Here is a 17,421-nt window from a genome sequence, read left to right as displayed (position 1 = left end):
TCTCTTCCGCACTAGAGTCGCTTTGTGCTTCTTGGGATGATCTGTGCTCTGGGTTCCGCGGTCTGCTTCGGCAGCGCCTCCGTACTGCAGGCCGTCGCCGCCCGCGCGGCCGTGCCGGGGACGGGTGCGGGCGTCGACCCGGGGCTGCTGCTGCGGGCGCTGCGCGAGTGGCGCTTTGTCGCCGGACTCGCCCTGGACGGGCTGGGGTTCGCGCTACAGGTCCTCGCGCTGCGCGCGCTGCCGATCTACACCGTCGGCGCGGCGCTCGCCGCGAGCCTCGCGGTCACGGCGGTGGCCGCCGCCCGCGTCCTCGGGGTACGGCTCAGCTCGGCGGAGTGGACGGCGGTGGGGGTGGTCTGCGGTGGCCTGGCCCTGCTCGGCCTGGCCTCGGGCGCGGAGGGCGGGGGTACGGGCCCGACGGAGCTGCGCTGGTCCATGCTCGTCGTCGCGGCGGCGGTCCTTCTGATCGGCGCGCTCGCGGGCGGCCTCCCCGACAAGCCGCGCGCGCTGGTTCTCGGCCTCGGCGCGGGCACGGGCTTCGGCGTGGTCGAGGTGGCGGTCCGTCTCATCGACTCACCCGACCCCGCCGATCCCGCGATCTACGCCCTGCTCCTGGGCGGCGGCTCGGCGTTCCTGCTGCTCACCACGGCCCTCCAGCGCGGCTCGGTCACCACGGCCACGGCGGGCATGGTCATCGGCGAGACGATCGGCCCGGCCCTGGTGGGCGTGGTCTGGCTCGGCGACCGCACCCGCGGCGGCCTCGCATGGGCGGCGGTCATGGGCTTCGTGGTGGCGGTGGCGGGAGCCCTGATGCTCGCCCGCTTCGGCGAACCGCCGACGACGGAGGAACCGGCGACGGAGAAGCCGGCGAAGGAGGAGCCGGCGCAGACGAAACCGGCGGCATCCGCGGAGAAGCCGAAAGCGACGGCGCCGGCGAAACCCGCGGAACCGGCCGCGCCGACGGAGCCGGCGAAGCCGGTGTGAGCGGGCTCCGGCGCGGCCGGTCTCATGGCAGTACCCGGCACAGCGCGTCCAGCGCGCCCGCCCACGCGCTGTCCGTCGGCGTGGCGTAACCGACCACCAGGGCGTCCCGCCCCGACGGCGCCGACGGATGGCGGAAGCGGGCCAAGCCCTCCAGACCCAGGCCCTGCCAGGCCGCCGCCTCGATGACCGGGCACTCGGTGCCCGGCGGAAGTTCGACGACGGCGTGCAGGCCCGCCGCGATCCCGGTTACCCGGATGCCGGGCGCCCGCTCCGCCAGAGCGGCAACCAGCTGGTCACGGCGGCGCCGGTAGCGCAGGCGCATCGAGCGGACATGACGGTCGTACGCGCCGGAGGCGATGAACTGCGCGAGCGTGAGCTGATCCAGCACGCTCGACGCCCGGTCCGCCTCCCCCTTCGTCTCCGCCACCTCCCCCACCAGCTCCTCCGGCAGCACCATCCACCCGAGCCGCAGCCCCGGCGCCAGGGACTTGCTCGCCGTGCCGAGGTACACCACCCGTTCGGGGTCGAGGCCCTGGAGCGCGCCGACCGGCTGCCGGTCGTAGCGGAACTCCCCGTCGTAGTCGTCCTCCAGGATCAGCCCGTCCGTGCCGCGCGCCCAGTCGACGGCCGCCGCGCGCCGGTCGGGGTGGAGCGCCACGCCCGTCGGGAACTGGTGCGCCGGTGTCATCAGTACCGCGCCGACGTCCCGCGCGTCCGCCAGTCCCTCGGTCCTGGTGCCACGTTCGTCCAGCGGGAGTGCCGGCGTCCGCATCCCCGCCTCCGTCAGCAGGTTCCGGTGCTGGTCGAGCCCGTACGACTCGACCGCCACCGACCGCACCCGCCAGGCCCTGAGCACCGTCCCCAGCAGCGTCAGCCCGTGGACGAAGCCGGCGCAGATCACGATCCGCTCCGGACCGGCGTACACCCCGCGCGCCCGCGCCAGATAGTCGGCGAGGACGGTGCGCAGTTCGATGCGGCCGTACGCGTCGCCGTACCCGAAGGCCTCGTTCGGCGCGGCCGTCAGCGCGCGGCGGGCGGCCGTCAGCCATTGCCCTCGCGGGAATGCTCCCAGGTCGGGGGAGCCCGGCAGCAGGCTGTAGGCGGCCCCGCCACGAGCCGGTCGGGTCCTGGGCGCCGCGGCCGCGGGCCTGCGGGGCGCGGCCCGCCGGGCCACCCGCGTCCCCGAGCCCTGCCGTGCGGTGAGCCATCCCTCGGCGACCAGCTCCGCGTAGGCGTCGGCCACGGTGTTCCGGGCGATGCCCAGATCGGCGGCGAGCGTACGGGAGGACGGCAGCCGGGTGCCCGGCGCGAGCCGGCCCGTACGGACGGCTTCGCGCAAGGCGTCCATGATCCCGGCGCGCAGCCCGGAGCCGCGCAGCTCCAGATGCAGATCGGCGCCCAGGCCCTGTCCGGTGCCGAGGGCCGGACCGGGTTCGGCGGGCGGATTGGCCCAGGATTCCGTCATGGAAGTGGACCATACCGCTGCGCCACCCGGCGCGTAGCGTCGGACGCATGACGACGAACACAGCGGACGAAGCCAAGGAATACGCCCCCGAGCACACCCCCCGGCTGGAGCTGGCCAAGCTCGCCCCCGAGGTCTACAAGGCCATGGTCAAACTGGACGCGGCGGCCCGGCAGGGCGTCGATCCGGTCCTGCTCGAACTCGTGAAGATCCGTGCCTCGCAGCTCAATCACTGCGCGTTCTGCCTCGACATGCACAGCAAGGACGCGCTGGCGGCCGGCGAGTCGGCGGAGCGCCTCATCCAGCTCAGCGCCTGGGAGGAGTCGCGGCACTACTACACGCCGAAGGAGATCGCGGCGATCGAGCTGACCGAGGCGATCACCGTACTGACCGACGGTTTCGTGCCGGACGAGGTGTACGAGCGGGCCGCCGCGCACTTCGACGAGACCGAGCTCGCCCAGCTGATCGCCGCGATCACGGTGATCAATGCCTGGAACCGGTTCGGCGTGTCCACTCGGATGGTCCCCGGCCACTACACGCCCGGCGCGTTCAAGCACTGACGTACGTCTCCACCACCGAGCCTCCTGGACGGCGAGCACCTCATGACGGCCGCGACCTTCCGTGCCCTGCACCACGACCGCGCCCCCGGCGACCCGCTCGTCCTCCCCGGCCCGTGGGACGCGGGCAGCGCCCGCGTCTTCGCGGACGCGGGGTTCCCGGCACTCGCCACGCCGAGCGCGGGGGTCGCCGCCTCGCTCGGTTACGAGGACGGCGCGACCCCGCCCGAGGAGATGTTCGCCGCGGTCGCCCGGATCGTCCGCGCCGTGTCCGTACCCGTATCGGCCGACATCGAGGACGGCTACGGCCTGGCCCCCGAGGAGCTGGTCGCCCGGCTCCTGGACACGGGCGCCGTCGCCTGCAATCTGGAGGACTCCTCCGGCGGGGCGCTCGTCGATCCGCGCCGGCACGCGGACCGGCTGGCGGCGGTACGGGCCGCGGCGGGCGACGCTCTCTTCATCAACGCGCGCGTCGACACCTTCATCCGCGGTGTGAGCGACCCGGCACCAGCGGTGGCCCGCGCCCGGCTCTATATCGCGGCGGGCGCCGACTGCGTCTACCCGATCGCCGCGCCCGCCGAGGTACTCCCCGCGCTCCGGGCGGGCATCGACGGCCCCCTCAACGCGCTGTTCCTGCCGGCCGGCCCGTCGCTCGCGGACCTGGGCCGGCTGGGCGCGACCCGCGTCACCTTCGGCCCCGGCCCGCACCGGCGGGCGATGGCGGCGGTCAAGGACATCGCGCAGGACATCACAGGCCGGCTCCCGCGCTGAGCACGCGGGAGCGGCCCTCGTTCAGAGGACCTCTGTAGTGGTGCCCGGCGCCGCCCCGGACCGGGCGGCCCCGGGCTCCGGTGCGCCGCGCCCCTCCCGCGCGGCCGTCGCCACGTCCCGGAGCGCGGCGAGCAGGCCGCGCAGCGCCGGTCCTTCCGGAGAGGTGTCGCGTACCGCCGCGTAGATGGACCTGACCGGCTCCGGCCTGCGGACCTTGCGTACGACGACGTCGGGATGACGGTTTCCCAGGACCGTGCCGGGCATCAGGCTGACGCCGAGACCGGCGGCGACGAAGCCCTGGGCGGTGGGGTAATCCTCGCTCTCCACCACGAAGTCGGGGGCGAATCCGGCGCCGGCGCACGCTTCGAGGACGGCCTCCAGGCACGGACCCGCCGGCCATTCATTGCCGACCCAGGGCTCGTCCGCGAGATCGGCCAGGTCGAGCACGCGCTTGGCGGCGAGCCGGTGGCCCTTCGGCAGAACGGCGCGGTACGGGTCGTCGAGCAGCGGGACCAGGCGCACGCCTTCGAGGCGCCCGTCGCGCGGGCCGACCACCACGGCCAGATCCGCCGGCCCCTTGCGCACCTCCCGCAGCGAGTCCTCGGTATCGCCGAGCCGGAGAGCGACCTGTACGCCCGGATGCTCGTGGCGGAAGCGGGCCAGCGCGGGAGCCACCAGCGCGGCGCCCGCCGTGGCGAAGTAGCGGACCTCCAGCCGGCCCGTGCGCCCGGCCCGCAGATCGGCCAGCGCCGTCTCCGCCTCGGCGACCTGCCTGCTGATGACGGCCGCGTGTTCGGTGAGGAGCCGCCCGGCCGCCGTCGGCCGTACGCCACGGCCGACCCGTTCGAGCAGCTCCATGCCCGCCTGCTTCTCCAGCGCCGCCACCTGCTGGCTGATGGCGGACGGGGTGTAGCCCAGATTGGCCGCTGCCGCGGTCACCGAACCGCTGATGACCACGGCCCGCAGGACCTGCATGCGTCGCACATCCATCATGCAGCTGAGGTTAACCGTGCATGCGGGACCTTTCACCCGTCCTGTTGAATAGCGGCTACTGGATCGCGGCTACTTCTTCGGCAGCCACTTCTCCCACGTCGCCTTGTTCGCCGCTGTCCACTTCGCGGCAGCCGCCTCCGGCGAGAGCTTCTGGTCCGCGATCATCAGGGCGACCTCGTTCTGCTGCCCGGTCGTCCAGGCGAAGTTCTTCAGGAGCTCGGCCGCGCCGCCGCCCTTCTTCTCGAAGTCCGCGTTGAGGAACTTCCGCAGCGGGGTGTGCGGATAGGCGCACGCCACCTTCTGGGGATCGGCGTCGCAGCCCTCCTTGTACGCCGGCAGCTCGACCTCGGTCATCGGCACCTTCTGGAACAGCCACTGCGGCTTGTACCAGTAGCTCAGGAAGGGCTTCTTCTCCTTGGCGAACTGCTTGATCTGGGTGATCTGCGCCGCCTCCGAGCCCGCGAAGACGACCTGGTAGTCCAGACCCAGGTTGTCCACCAGCGCCTTGTCGTTGGTGACGTATGAGGGCGAGCCGTCCAGCAGCTGGCCCTTGCCGCCGCTCTCCGGGGTACGCAGCTGGTCGGCGTACTTGTCCAGGTTGCGCCAGTCGGTGACGTCCGGGTGCTGCTTCGCGAAGTACGTCGGTACGAACCAGCCGATGTGCCCGGTGACCCCGAGCTCCCCGCCGGACGTGATCGTCTTCTTGTCGTCGACGTACCGCTTCTCCTGGTCGGGGTGGCCCCAGTCCTCCAGGATGGCGTCGACCCGGCCCTGGCTGAGGGCGTCCCAGGCGGGGACCTCGTCGATCTGGACGGTGTCCACGCGATAACCCAGCTCGTGTTCGAGCAGATAGGTCGCGACGGCCACATTGGCCTGGGCACCGACCCAGGACTGGACGGAGAGCGTGACGGTCTTCGAGCCCTGCGCGTTGGCGTACGGGGACGCCTGCTTGGTCATGTCGGCCGCGCCGCAGCCGGTGACCGCGAGCAGGGCGGCCGCCGAGGCGAGCGCCCCGGCCGCGTACATACGGGGACGGCGGCGGCCACGGGTACGGGTACGGGCCATGTCAGGCCACCTTCCGGCGTTCGGTGGGCTGGGTGACCCGGTCGAGCATCAGCCCGAGACAGACGATGGCGGCGCCGGCGACGAGTCCGGTCGCCAAGTCGCCCTGGGCCAGGCCGAACACGACGTCGTACCCGAGCGCTCCGCCGCCGACCAGACCGCCGATGATGACGACGGCGAGCACCAGGACCACGCCCTGGTTGAGCGCGAGGAGCAGCGCCGGACTGGCCAGTGGCAGCTGTACCTGGCGCAGCTGCTGGCCGCTGGTCGCGCCGAGCGAGCGCGCCGCCTCGAGGGCCGCCGGGTCGACCTGGCGCAGCCCCTGCGTGGTGATGCGTACGACGGCGGGCAGCGCGTAGACGACGGCGGCGGCGACCGCCGGAGCGCGCCCCACGCCGAAGAGCGCGACCACCGGAATCAGATAGACGAACTGCGGCAGGGTCTGGAAGACGTCCAGGACGGGACGGAGCAGCGCTTCCACCCGCGTGCTGCGGGCCGCCGCGATACCGGCGGCGAAGCCGATGACCACGGTCACCGCGACGGCGGCCAGCACCTGGGACAGCGTGTCCAGCGACGGCTTCCACACGCCGAGTACGCCGATGGCGGCCATGGCGAGGACAGCGGTCAGCGCCGTCCGCCAGGTGCCGATCAGCAGGGCGAGCCCGGCGACGACCAGCAGGACGGCCCACCAGGGCAGGCCCTGGAGACCGCCGCGCAGCGGGTCGAGGACCCAGGTGGTGAAGCGTCCCGCCCAGTCGGCGGTGCCGCCGACGACGGGAACCCCGGTGTAGAGATGGCCCGTCATCCAGTCGACGGCGCGGTTGACGGGTTCGGCGATGTCCACGGTCCAGGTACCGGGCCACGTGAGCCGGTCGGCGAACCGTCCCGCGGCCGCGACCAGGACGGTCGCCGCGGCGACGATCGCCCAGCCGCGCCATCCCGTACGGAGCCGGGCCGCACCCGGGCGGTCCAGGCCGGAGCCGGCGGCCGCCGTCGTACGGTCGAGGACGACCGCGAGCAGCACGATCGGCAGCCCCGCGGCCAGCGCCGCGCCCACATCGACCGAGGCCAGCGCCTGGTAGACCCGGTCACCGAGGCCGCCGGCGCCGATCACCGACGCGATCACGGCCATCGAGAGCGCCATCATGATCGTCTGGTTGAGGCCGAGCAGCAGCTCCTTGCGGGCGAGCGGCAGCCGCGCGGTCAATAGCCGCTGCCGCCCGGTCGCGCCGAGCGAGGCGACGGCCTCCATCACGCCCCGGTCGGCGTCGCGCAGGCCGAGCGCGGTGAGCCGGGCCATCGGCGGAGCCGCGTACACGACGGTCGCGAGGACCGCCGCCGGGACGCCGATGCCGAAGATCAGCACCACGGGCAGCAGATAGGCGAAGGCGGGCAGCACCTGCATGGTGTCGAGCAGTGGCCGCAGCGCCCGGTACAGCCGGTCCGAGAGTCCGGCGGCGAGGCCGAGCAGCGCTCCCAGCACCACGGACACGGTGACCGCCACGATCATCAGCGCCAGGGTCTGCATGGTCGGCACCCACATGCCGAGCAGCCCGCAGACGGCGATCGAGACGACCGCGGTCAGGGCGAGCCGTACGCCCGCGACCCGCCAGGCGATCAGCCCCGCCGCCGCGGTGACCCCGGCCCAGCCGGCGGCGAGCAGCAGCAGATACACCCCGCGCACGGAGAGCACGACGGCGTTGCTGATGTGCCCGAAGAAGTAGAGGAAGAGGGGGTGGCTGTCGCGGTTGTCGATGATCCAGTCGCTGGCGCTTCCGAGCGGGCCCGACAGATCGACGGTCAGCGCGCCGGGCCAGGCGGTGCCCGGCCAGCGGGTGAGGGCCAGCGGTACGAGGACCGCGGCGAAGACGGCGAGCAGCAGCAGCTTGCCCGCCGTACGGTTCCTGAGCGCGGAGGCGAGTCCGCCGCGCGGGACGGACGCGGGGGCGGTGGCGGTGGTCATCAGAGGACCGCCGTTCCCACCCCGGCCGTCGCTTCGGGCGGCGCCTGCGAACCTCCCGTTCCCGCCACCACTGCCAGCAGGCACGCGTGGTCGACGACGCCGAGCAGCCTGCCGTTGTCGACCACGCGCGCCGCGGCGTCCCCGGAGCGCGCGACCGCCTCGATCGCCTCGGAGACGGTCGCGGTCGGGGCCAGTGCGGGGCCGGAGTCGGCGTCACCGGCCACCGCGCGCCGCATGGCGGCCGCGACGGTGATGACCTGCTCGCGCGGTACGTCGCGGACGAAGTCCCGTACGTACGCGTCGGCCGGCCGGCCCACGATCTCTTCCGGCGTGCCCAGCTGCACGATGCGGCCGTCGCGCATCAGCGCGATCCGGTCGCCGAGGCGCAGCGCCTCGTTCAGATCGTGGGTGATGAAGACCATCGTGCGGCCCTCCTCGCGGTGCAGCCGGATGACCTCCTCCTGCATGTCGCGGCGGATCAGCGGGTCGAGCGCGCTGAACGGCTCGTCGAACAGCAGTACTTGGGGGTCGACGGCGAGCGCGCGGGCCAGCCCGACCCGCTGCTGCTGACCGCCGGAGAGCTGGCCGGGACGGCGGCTCTCCAAGCCGTCGAGGCCCACCTTGCCGACGACCTCGGCGGCCTTCTCCCGCCGCTCGGCCCGCCCCATGCCCTGGATCTCCAGGCCGTAGGCGACATTGTCGAGGACCGAGCGGTGCGGCAGCAGGCCGAAGTGCTGGAAGACCATGGCGGCGCGGTGGCGGCGCAGTTCGCGCAGCCGGGCCTTGTCCATGGCGAGGACCTCCTCGCCGTCGATGGCGATCTCGCCGGCCGTGGGCTCGATGAGCCGGGTCAGACAGCGCACCAGCGTGGACTTGCCGGAGCCTGACAGGCCCATGACGACGAAGACCTCGCCCTTGCGGACGTCGAAGGAGACATCGCGTACGGCGGCGGTGCAGCCGGTCTGCTCGCGCAGCTCGGCCGGGGTGAGCGCGCCGAGTGCGGGGTCGGCCGGGACGCGGTGCGCCTTGGGGCCGAAGACCTTCCACAGGTGGCGTACGGAGAAGACCGGCGGCCGGTCCGGCACATCGGCCGCCCTGCCCGGTGCGGTGAGGTCCTTGGCCAGGGCGTCCGCGCGCGTCGCCGCCCGGTCGCGTGCGTCGCTTCCGTCGGTCCCGTCGAGTCCCGCGTGTCCCGCGTGTCCGCTCATCGGTTCGAGCCCTTCTTCTCGGTGCCCGCCTCGGCAAGCAGTTCGGCGCATTTCTCCCCGACCATCAGGACCCCGATCATCGGATTCACCGCGGGCATCGTCGGGAAGACGGACGCGTCGGCGATACGGATGCCGTCGAGTCCGCGGATCTTCAAGTCCGGTGAGACCACGGCCTGTTCATCGGTCACGGCGCCCATCCGGCAGGTGCCGGCCGGGTGGTACACGGTGTGCGCGCACTTACGGGCGTACTCGCTCAGCTCCTCGTCGGAGGTGACGCCGGGCCCCGGGCAGACCTCGCGCTTGAGCCAGGTCGCCAGCGGCTCGGACGCGGCGACCTGCCGCGCGATCCTGATTCCGTCGACCAGGGTCCGGCCGTCGTAGTCGTCTTCGTCCGTGAAGTAGCGGAAATCCAGGGCCGGTTTGACCGCCGGGTCCGCGCTTGTCAGGGAGAGCCGGCCGCGGCTGCGCGGCTTGGGGATGTTCGGGGTCATCGACACGCCGTGCTCGGGGCGTTCGTACCCCAGCCGCTCCGGGTTGTCGGTGAACGGGATCTGGTAGAAGTGGAACATCAGGTCCGGGCCCTCGGCGTGTGCGTCGCGCCGGACGAAGAGGCCGGCGTCGGAGTCCATCGCGGAGTTCTCCGGTATCGGCCCGTGCGTCTCCCAGACGATCACCGATTCCGGGTGGTCGAGGAGGTTCTCCCCGACGCCCGGCAGATCATGGACGACGGGAATACCGAGCTTCTCCAGGTCCGCGCGGGGCCCGATGCCGGAGTGCAGCAGCAGTCTCGGCGTGTCCACCGCGCCCGCGCAGACGAGGACCTCGCGCCGGGCCTCGATCAGCCGTTCCTCGCCGTCCTCGGTCCTCACCCGCACGCCCGTCGCGCGCGTGCCGTCCAGCTCCAGCCTGAACGCCCAGGTCTCCAGCAGCAGATGGAGATTGGGCCGGTCCAGGAAGGGATGGAGATAGGCGACCGACGCCGAGGACCGCTTGTTGTTCTCCGGGTGGTACGCGAGGTCGAAGAAGCCCACGCCCTCGTGGAAGGGCTGCTTGTTGAAGCCCTCGACGCGCGGGAGGCCCAGCGCCGTCTGCGCCGCGTCCACGAAGTCGCGGGCGATGGCGTTACGGTCCCGCTCGTCCACCGGCACGATGTTGTTGCGCAGCCGGTCGAAGTACGGGTCCATGGAACCGGCGTCCCAGCCTTCGGCCCCGGCCGCCGCCCACTCGTCCCAGTCCGACGGCAGCGGCTTGAAGGCGATGAGCGTGTTGTGGGAGGAGCAGCCGCCGAGCACCCGGGCCCTGCTGTGCCGGATGTGTGAATTGCCCCGCGGCTGTTCCGTCGTCGGGTAGTCGTAGTCCAGTTCACCGCCGAGCAGCCCCATCCAGCGCCGCAGGGTCAGCACGTCCTCGCGGCCGACGTCGGAGGGCCCGCCCTCGATGACGGCGACGCTGATGTCCGGGTTCTCGGTGAGCCGGGAGGCGATCACCGATCCCGCGGTACCGCCCCCGACGACGACGTAGTCGTATTCGGCCATAGCTGCTCTGCTCCTCTTCCCGAGGTGGTGCGAGGTTCTGTCGCTCGTGGGCGCGCGCCGGCGCGCGGGGTGGTCAGCCCGCGAACCAGCGCACCGGGCGCGGCTCCAGGTTCTGGTAGATGTGCTTGGCCTCGCGGTACTCGGCCAGCCCGGCGGGCCCCAGCTCCCGGCCGATGCCGGACTTGCCGAAGCCGCCCCACTCCGCCTGCGGGAGATAGGGGTGGAAGTCGTTGATCCATACGGTGCCGTGCCGTAGCCGCCCGGCCACGCGCCGCGCGCGCCCCGGGTCCGCGCTCCACACGCCGCCCGCCAGTCCGTATTCGGTGTCGTTGGCGAGGGCGACGGCTTCGTCCTCCGTACGGAAGGTCTCCACCGTCAGCACGGGTCCGAAGACCTCCTCGCGGACGACGCGCATCTCGCGGTGACACTGGTCGAGGACGGTCGGCTCGTAGAAGTAGCCGTCGGCGGACCGTACGTCGGACGGCTCGGGCCGCTTGCCGCCGGAGCGCAGGACGGCGCCCTCAGCCAGCGCCGAGGCGACATACTCCTCGGTCTTCGCCAACTGCTGTGCGGAGACGAGCGGTCCGCACTCCACGCCCTTGCCGGTGCCGCGTCCGAGCCGGATCCGCTGGGCGCGGCGGGCGAGTTCGCCGACGAAGCGCTCGCGTAGGGACTCCTCGATGATGAGGCGTGAGCCGGCCGAGCAGACCTGACCGCTGTGGATGAAGGCGGCGTTGAGCGCCTGGTCGACGGCGGTGTCGAAGGACTCGTCCGTGGCGCAGGCGTCGGCGAAGACCACGTTGGGGTTCTTGCCGCCGAGTTCGAGGGCGACCTTCTTCACTCCGGCGGCGGCCGCCCGCATCACCTTCGTACCGCTGCTGAGTCCACCGGTGAACGAGACGAGGTCCACCTCGGGGTGCTCGGACATCCGGGCGCCCACGGGGTCGCCCGCGCCGGTCACGACATTGGCGACGCCGGGCGGCAGCCCCGCCTCGCCGAGCAGATCGATGAGGTCGACCGTGGAGAGCGGGGTGATCTCGCTCGGCTTGATCACAAAGGTGTTGCCCGCGGCGAGCGCCGGAGCGATCTTCCAACTCGCCTGGAGGAGGGGGTAGTTCCAGGGGGTGATCAGCGCGCACACACCGACGGGCTCATGCACGACGACGCTGTGGACGGTGTCGGATCCGGCGTCGACGACCCGGCCGCCACTCTCGTTCATCACGAGGTCCGCGAAGTAGCGGAAGGCGTCGGCGACGCAGTCGACGTCGACGCGGCCTTCCTCCAGGGTCTTGCCCGAGTCCTTGCTCTCCAGCAGCGCTATCTTCTCGCGGTCGCGGATCAGCAGGTCGGCGGTCCGCCGCAGCAGCCCGGCCCGCTCGGCGACCGGGGTACGGGGCCACGGGCCCTCGTCGAAGGCCGTACGCGCTGCGGCGACCGCCGCGTCCACGTCCTCGGCCCCGCCTTCGGAGACGACGGCGAGCACCGTGGCGTCGGCGGGGTCGAGAATGTCGCGGGTGGCACCGGAGGCGGCTTCTCGCCACTCTCCGCCCACATGAATTGTCTGTTGTGCCGACACGTCGCGTCTTGCCTTCCATTCCCGGATCGTTCTCCACCAGCGAGAACTGGCGACTCCGGCGCCTGCCCCGAAGGGCGGAAAGCATGCCTGCCCCGTGACCCGAAGTGCGTCGGGTCACGGGGCATACACGCGATATGAGGGCATATGGCCCGTATGGAAGGTCGGTTACTCCTCGATGAGCTCCTCGGCGGGCTCGTCCTCGACCAGCAGCCCGGCCACCCACAGCGGCATCAGCCAGTGCACGACGAGGACCCCGACCAGGACGGGTGCGAGCAGCACCTCGACCCGCACCTCGGCCTGCACCTCTCCGAGCCAGCCGACCGCACCCGCGGCGAGCGCGCCGGCCAGCAGCAGAAACGAGGTCGCCCGGTGGGCGCGGGCCTGGACGCGGTGGCGCTCCGCGCGCTGCCGCTCGTCGAGGACGCGGCCGCGCAGCTCAAGCAGCCCGCGTGTGGCGGAGTTGATCAGGCCGGTCGCGAGGCACCACGGCAGCCCCACCCCGACCAGCACGAAGAGGGCCCACCGCTGGTCGGAGAAGCCCACCATGATCCAGGCCGCGGCGCCGAGCGCGGTCAGCGCGATATGCGCGCAGACGATGCCGCGCCTGCGGGCCGCCGTCGCGTAGAAGGACCGCCCCTCACCCTTGTTCATCAGCGCGTACATCCGCCGGTCGTACGCCGTCGGCTCCGGCATCTGCCGTGTGGTCATCGCTGTTTCCTCCCGTAGACCTCGTCCGTGAGCGGGCTGAAGGGTTCGAGGGAGAACAGCGCCTCCACGGGGAGACCGAAGAACTCCGCGATCTTCAGTGCCAGGTCAAGACTGGGGTTGTACTGACCCCGCTCGATGTAGCCGACGGTCTGGTAGTGGGCACCCACCGCCTCGGCCAGCTGCTGGCGGGACACTTTCCGCTCAGCCCTGACCACCGCCAGCCTGTTGTGTACCTGCTCGCTCATGTATAAGAAGTACTACATTCGGGTGGAGGTCCGCAACCGTGGACAGGCGAAAGGCCCCGACCCGCGGTGTCGCGGTGTCGGGGCCTCCGGCGGTGGTCCTGCTGCGGTCCTGGGCGGGGCCGGCCTCAGCTCCAGCCGGGCTCGAAGTGCTCCAGAGCCGTCTCCAGCGTGCGCCGCTGGGACGAGATCTCCCCGGCGGGAGCGGCCACCAGCACGGCGTACCGCTGCCCGTCGGTCGCGGTGAAGACCCGCTCGATGCCCTGGCGGCGGCCACCGGTCTTCTCGCTGTCGTACGAGTAGACGAGCTCGGCGGCGTCACCGGCCGGGTTCTCGTCCCCGCCGCTCACCGCGCCGACGCCGGCTTCCGTATAGCCGTCGTTGCTCTCGGCGAGGTTCGCCGACGACTGCCGGACCAGCTCCTCCGACGTCATGCCCTCCTCCGCGATCGTGAAGACCTGGATCAGGCTGAGCTCGTCGGGCGCGGTGTAGAAGACACCGGTACTGCCCGAGGTCCGCTCCCAGCCTTCGGGTACGGCGAGGGTGAAGCCCTTGGGGTCCTCGGCCACCCGGAAACCGGGCGGCAGCGAGGCGGAGCCGGGGTCGCCCGGGTCGCCCGTTCCTTCCGTGCTCTCCGTGGCGGCCGGGTCGTCCGTGACCGACGGTGCGTCCGTGAGGTCCGTGGCATACGAGCCGTCCGTGGCGCTGACGCCCGGCTGCGGGGACGCCTCGTCCGTGGCACTGTCCCGGCCCCAGGAGAGCCAGGCGGCCACGCTGCCCGCGCCCAGCACGGCGGCGACGGCGATCACGACGACGGATGTGCGGTGGGAGCCCGCCCCCCACGGACCGCCACGCGGGCCGCCCGCCCCGCCGCCGGCGCCGTCGTGCCCGGGACCGGACCCGGCGTCAGAGGCGTCCGGGCCGTACGGCGCGAACAGCGGCAGCGGGGGCGGCGGCGGTCGGTACGCCGCCGGCGCCTCGCCGCTCTCCCAGCGCTGGGTGTCGGCGTTCCAGCGCGGCCGGTCCCCGGCCGCCCGTCCCTCTCCCGTCACCTGTCAGCCGCCCAGCAGCGCGCCGACGGCCTGGCCGACGGCGACCCCGGACGCGAGCGTCCCCGCGACGCCGCCGGCCACCGCCAGCGCGTCACGGAGCCGGGCGAGTCTGCCGGGGCCCGCGGCGCCGGCCGTGGTGATCTCCTCCTCGGCGGCGACGAGTTCGGCGTCGAGCGCGGCGGTGTCGTCGGTGGCGACGAAGCGCGCCAGGTCCGCGCGCAGCGCCTGCACGGCGGCCAGCAACTCCGCCTGGGCCGGGTCGCCCGCCGCTTCCGCGCCATTGGTGTTGGTGACGGTGTTGTGGTCACCGATGCTGAACGCGCTGCCGCTCACCGAGCCGATACGCACGCCCGGACGGCCCTCGTCAGTCCCTGCCATTGCTGCTCCCCGCTCCCTCGTTGCGGTTGCTGACGCTGTTGTGATCGCCGATGCCGATGGCGCTGTCCTGCGCGGTCTCGATGAAGACTCCGCCGTTGGCGACGTTCACGATCTTCTGTTCGAACTCGGCCGTCTGCCAGCCCGCTTCGTACAGGGCGAGCCGCACTCCGCCCGCCACGCGGTCCTCGACGCTCTTGAGATACCGGCTCACGTCCATCTCCTGGAAGAGGGACGCCTCGGAGTCGGAACCGAGTTCCCGGACGGAGACGGCCGGTCCGTCCGGCAGCGCGCCGGCCTGTCCGCCGGTGAGCAGTTCCCACGCGCTGACGAGGTAGCGCACCAGGGCCAGCAGGGCCTGCCCCATCGACTCCGGCGCGTGCGCCAGCGCCCAGGCCGCCTTGCCGATGAAGGAGTTGTTCAGATACCGGTGCGCCACCCGGTCCGCCTCGCGGAACTGGGGGCGTACGGGCATCAGCACATGGGGGGCGACCTCCAGCATGAGCATGCCGCCCTGGGTGTGGACGCGTACGAAGACGGTGACGACCAGCTCCTCGTGCCAGCCGCCCACCCTGATGCGCAGGAAGTGGCGCCGCGCCTCGCCGCCCTCCTCGACGGAGCCGTCGCGGTGCGGGCCGAAGCTCGCGTCGTCGTACGGGGCTCCGTCCCGCCGCGTGAGCCCGTCGACCGGCAGGAACACGCACTCGTCGACGCGCAGTTCGCGCAGCCGGTCACGTACCGCGTCCGCCGCTTCCGGCGAACCGTGCGGGGAAGGCACCCGCAGGGCCTCCAGCAGCGGGACGATCCGGCGCAGGATCTCGCCGTTGTCGACGGGCACCGGCTTGCGGTCCTTGCGGGGGCGCAGCTCCACGGCGAGCGTCCAGGGGCGGAACGGCTCTCCGACACCGCGGAACGGGTTCGCCGAGTGGTACATCACCAGCGGCGCGTGCTGCTCGGCGCGGATGCGGGCGCGCAGCCGCTGATAGCGGGCGCCGGAGGCCAGCTCGGCGGGGTCGGAGGAGACCTCGGGGAAGCGGCGGGCGGAGAGTTCGTTCGTCATCACCCGGGCGAACTGGCCGCGCCGCAGGCCGACTCCGACCATGATCAGCAGGAACAGGATCAGGGCGGCCCAGGCCCGGCCCGGCTCGGCGAAGGAGTCGAAGCCGCCCGACAGGCCGGGCACCAGGGAGCCGCCCTCCGACACCAGCTCCACCTCGCTCGGCGGGTCCTCGCCGGAGAAGCCCACCAGGACGAGACTCACCAGGACGCCGACCAGCAGGAACCGTCCGTACCAGAGCACCAGGAAGCCCGCGGCCTTGCGGTACCAGGGGGCTCGGGGCGAGCGGCCCGAGATCCACGGCGCGAGCGCGAGCAGGACACACGGCGGCACCAGGAGCAGGAACAGGCCGCTGGTGAGGGGTACGGCGGAGATCCACAGGGCCAGCATGCCGACGGCCCAGCCGAGTTCGGTCCTGCGGGCGCGCAACGCGTGCGCGAGCACCCGGGCCGCGTCGATCCCGGTCGAGGGGGCGACGAACCGCTCCTCGTGGAGGTACAGCTCGTCGAGGACGGCGTCCCGGTAGCCGCCGTCCAGATGGACCCCGGCACAGAGCAGCCGGCACGCCTCGCTCGCGGCGGGCTCCACCGGTGCTCTGCCCTGCGCTTGACTGTCCCCGCCGCCGGGCTGCCGGGCCATCGCGATTTCGGTCAACGATATCCCCTTGAAGAGTCAACTACCCATGCGGCACAGGGGCGTTGGCAGCTACGGAAGCTGACATCGTAGGGCACCGGCCGACGCCGCGTGCCCCTTCGCACGCAGAACGCCCCCGGCGCGTGCCGGGGGCGTCCAGTCGTACGAGGAGATCGGATCAGACCGGGACCGGATCAGCCGGAGATCGGATCAGACCGGGATCAGATCAGGCCGAGCCCGCGCACCGCGTCGCGCTCCTCGGTCAGCTCCTGCACCGAGGCGTCGATCCGGGCCCGGGAGAAGTCGTTGATGTCCAGGCCCTGGACGATCTCGTACGCGCCGTCCTTGGTGGTGACCGGGAAGGAGGAGATCAGGCCCTCCGCCACACCGTAGGAGCCGTCGGACGGGATGCCCATGGAGGTCCAGTCGCCCTCGGCGGTGCCGTTGACCCACGTGTACACGTGGTCGATGGCCGCGTTGGCGGCGGAGGCGGCCGAGGAGGCGCCACGGGCCTCGATGATCGCGGCGCCGCGCTTGGCGACGGTCGGGATGAAGGTGTCGGCCAGCCAGGCCTGGTCGTTGACGGTCTCCGCGGCGTTCTTGCCGGCGATCTCCGCGTGGAAGATGTCGGGGTACTGCGTGGCGGAGTGGTTGCCCCAGATCGTCAGGCGCTTGATGTCGGAGACCGCGGCGCCGGTCTTCCGCGCGAGCTGCGAGATGGCGCGGTTGTGGTCGAGGCGGGTCATCGCGGTGAAGCGCTCGGCCGGTACGTCGGGGGCGGCGGCCTGCGCGATCAGCGCGTTCGTGTTGGCCGGGTTGCCGACGACGAGGACCTTGATGTCGTCCGCGGCATGGTCGTTGATCGCCTTGCCCTGCGGCTTGAAGATGCCGCCGTTGGCGGAGAGCAGGTCGCCGCGCTCCATGCCCTTCGTACGGGGGCGGGCACCGACCAGCAGGGCCACATTCGCGCCGTCGAAGCCGACGTTCGGGTCGTCCGTGATCTCGATGCCGCGGAGCAGCGGGAAGGCGCAGTCGTCGAGCTCCATCGCGGTGCCCTCGGCGGCCTTGAGACCCTGCGGGATCTCCAGAAGGCGCAGCTTGACCGGCACATCCGCGCCGAGCAGGTGGCCGGAGGCGATGCGGAAGAGCAGCGCGTAGCCGATCTGGCCGGCCGCGCCGGTGACGGTGACATTCACGGGAGTGCGGGTCATGGCGATCTCCGTAAGACAGCTGGCGGTGGGGG

At 72.3% G+C, this 17,421-nt stretch carries 16 protein-coding genes; 3 read left to right on the top strand and 13 right to left on the bottom strand.

Features of this window, described 5'->3' with window-relative positions; translation table 11 throughout:
• Positions 1-36: 36 nt before the first annotated feature.
• The gene (locus tag ACZ6MZ_RS21015; protein ID WP_469353526.1) at positions 37-984 is read left to right on the top strand and encodes a DMT family protein; all 948 of its coding nucleotides are present in this window, start codon (positions 37-39) and stop codon (positions 982-984) included.
• Between the two features lie 22 nt (positions 985-1,006).
• Here ACZ6MZ_RS21015 and pdxR read toward each other — a convergent pair whose 3' ends face one another.
• A complete protein-coding gene (pdxR, locus tag ACZ6MZ_RS21010; RefSeq protein ID WP_469353524.1) occupies positions 1,007-2,449 on the bottom strand; it encodes a MocR-like pyridoxine biosynthesis transcription factor PdxR in 1,443 nt (480 codons plus the stop codon).
• Positions 2,450-2,496: 47 nt separating this feature from the next.
• Between pdxR and ACZ6MZ_RS21005 the strand changes: the two genes are divergently transcribed.
• Entirely contained in the window at positions 2,497-3,006 is a 510-nt protein-coding gene (locus ACZ6MZ_RS21005; protein ID WP_384182405.1) for a carboxymuconolactone decarboxylase family protein, read from the top strand.
• Between the two features lie 42 nt (positions 3,007-3,048).
• Positions 3,049-3,774 carry an isocitrate lyase/PEP mutase family protein gene (locus tag ACZ6MZ_RS21000; protein ID WP_389783993.1) on the top strand — a complete coding sequence of 242 codons (726 nt, stop codon included), beginning with the start codon at positions 3,049-3,051 and terminating at the stop codon, positions 3,772-3,774.
• Positions 3,775-3,795: 21 nt separating this feature from the next.
• Here ACZ6MZ_RS21000 and ACZ6MZ_RS20995 read toward each other — a convergent pair whose 3' ends face one another.
• The 12 genes from ACZ6MZ_RS20995 to ACZ6MZ_RS20940 form a co-directional block, all read right to left on the bottom strand.
• Entirely contained in the window at positions 3,796-4,767 is a 972-nt protein-coding gene (locus ACZ6MZ_RS20995) for a LysR family transcriptional regulator (protein WP_469353522.1), read from the bottom strand.
• A 69-nt stretch (positions 4,768-4,836) separates the two neighbouring features.
• Complete coding sequence (locus ACZ6MZ_RS20990; protein WP_469353520.1) at positions 4,837-5,832, bottom strand: ABC transporter substrate-binding protein; 996 nt, start codon at positions 5,830-5,832, stop codon at positions 4,837-4,839.
• A gap of 1 nt (position 5,833) precedes the next feature.
• Complete coding sequence (locus tag ACZ6MZ_RS20985) at positions 5,834-7,792, bottom strand: ABC transporter permease subunit (RefSeq protein ID WP_469353519.1); 1,959 nt, start codon at positions 7,790-7,792, stop codon at positions 5,834-5,836.
• Positions 7,792-9,000 carry a quaternary amine ABC transporter ATP-binding protein gene (locus ACZ6MZ_RS20980; protein WP_469353517.1) on the bottom strand — a complete coding sequence of 403 codons (1,209 nt, stop codon included), beginning with the start codon at positions 8,998-9,000 and terminating at the stop codon, positions 7,792-7,794. Before ACZ6MZ_RS20980 ends, ACZ6MZ_RS20985 begins: the two co-directional genes overlap by 1 nt.
• Complete coding sequence (locus tag ACZ6MZ_RS20975; RefSeq protein WP_469353515.1) at positions 8,997-10,535, bottom strand: GMC family oxidoreductase; 1,539 nt, start codon at positions 10,533-10,535, stop codon at positions 8,997-8,999. Before ACZ6MZ_RS20975 ends, ACZ6MZ_RS20980 begins: the two co-directional genes overlap by 4 nt.
• A gap of 73 nt (positions 10,536-10,608) precedes the next feature.
• A complete protein-coding gene (locus ACZ6MZ_RS20970) occupies positions 10,609-12,111 on the bottom strand; it encodes an aldehyde dehydrogenase family protein (RefSeq protein WP_469353514.1) in 1,503 nt (500 codons plus the stop codon).
• A gap of 165 nt (positions 12,112-12,276) precedes the next feature.
• Positions 12,277-12,819 (bottom strand): hypothetical protein, encoded by a 543-nt coding sequence (locus ACZ6MZ_RS20965; protein WP_469353512.1) that lies wholly within the window; start codon positions 12,817-12,819, stop codon positions 12,277-12,279.
• Positions 12,816-13,064: a helix-turn-helix transcriptional regulator gene (locus ACZ6MZ_RS20960; RefSeq protein ID WP_469353511.1), complete on the bottom strand. Its 249-nt coding sequence runs from the start codon at positions 13,062-13,064 to the stop codon at positions 12,816-12,818. Before ACZ6MZ_RS20960 ends, ACZ6MZ_RS20965 begins: the two co-directional genes overlap by 4 nt.
• Before the next feature lie 125 nt (positions 13,065-13,189).
• Entirely contained in the window at positions 13,190-14,113 is a 924-nt protein-coding gene (locus tag ACZ6MZ_RS20955; protein ID WP_469353509.1) for a hypothetical protein, read from the bottom strand.
• 3 nt (positions 14,114-14,116) lie between these two features.
• Complete coding sequence (locus ACZ6MZ_RS20950; RefSeq protein ID WP_389783976.1) at positions 14,117-14,491, bottom strand: hypothetical protein; 375 nt, start codon at positions 14,489-14,491, stop codon at positions 14,117-14,119.
• Positions 14,478-16,199 carry a hypothetical protein gene (locus ACZ6MZ_RS20945; protein ID WP_469353507.1) on the bottom strand — a complete coding sequence of 574 codons (1,722 nt, stop codon included), beginning with the start codon at positions 16,197-16,199 and terminating at the stop codon, positions 14,478-14,480. The genes ACZ6MZ_RS20950 and ACZ6MZ_RS20945 overlap by 14 nt, the downstream gene beginning before the upstream one ends.
• A 200-nt stretch (positions 16,200-16,399) precedes the next feature.
• A complete protein-coding gene (locus tag ACZ6MZ_RS20940; RefSeq protein WP_384182434.1) occupies positions 16,400-17,389 on the bottom strand; it encodes a malate dehydrogenase in 990 nt (329 codons plus the stop codon).
• Positions 17,390-17,421: the final 32 nt, after the last annotated feature.

It is taken from the genome of Streptomyces sp. NPDC042201 (assembly GCF_055582185.1).
Note: the sequence above shows the minus strand (reverse complement) of the source record. Positions and strands in the feature narration are given on the sequence as shown.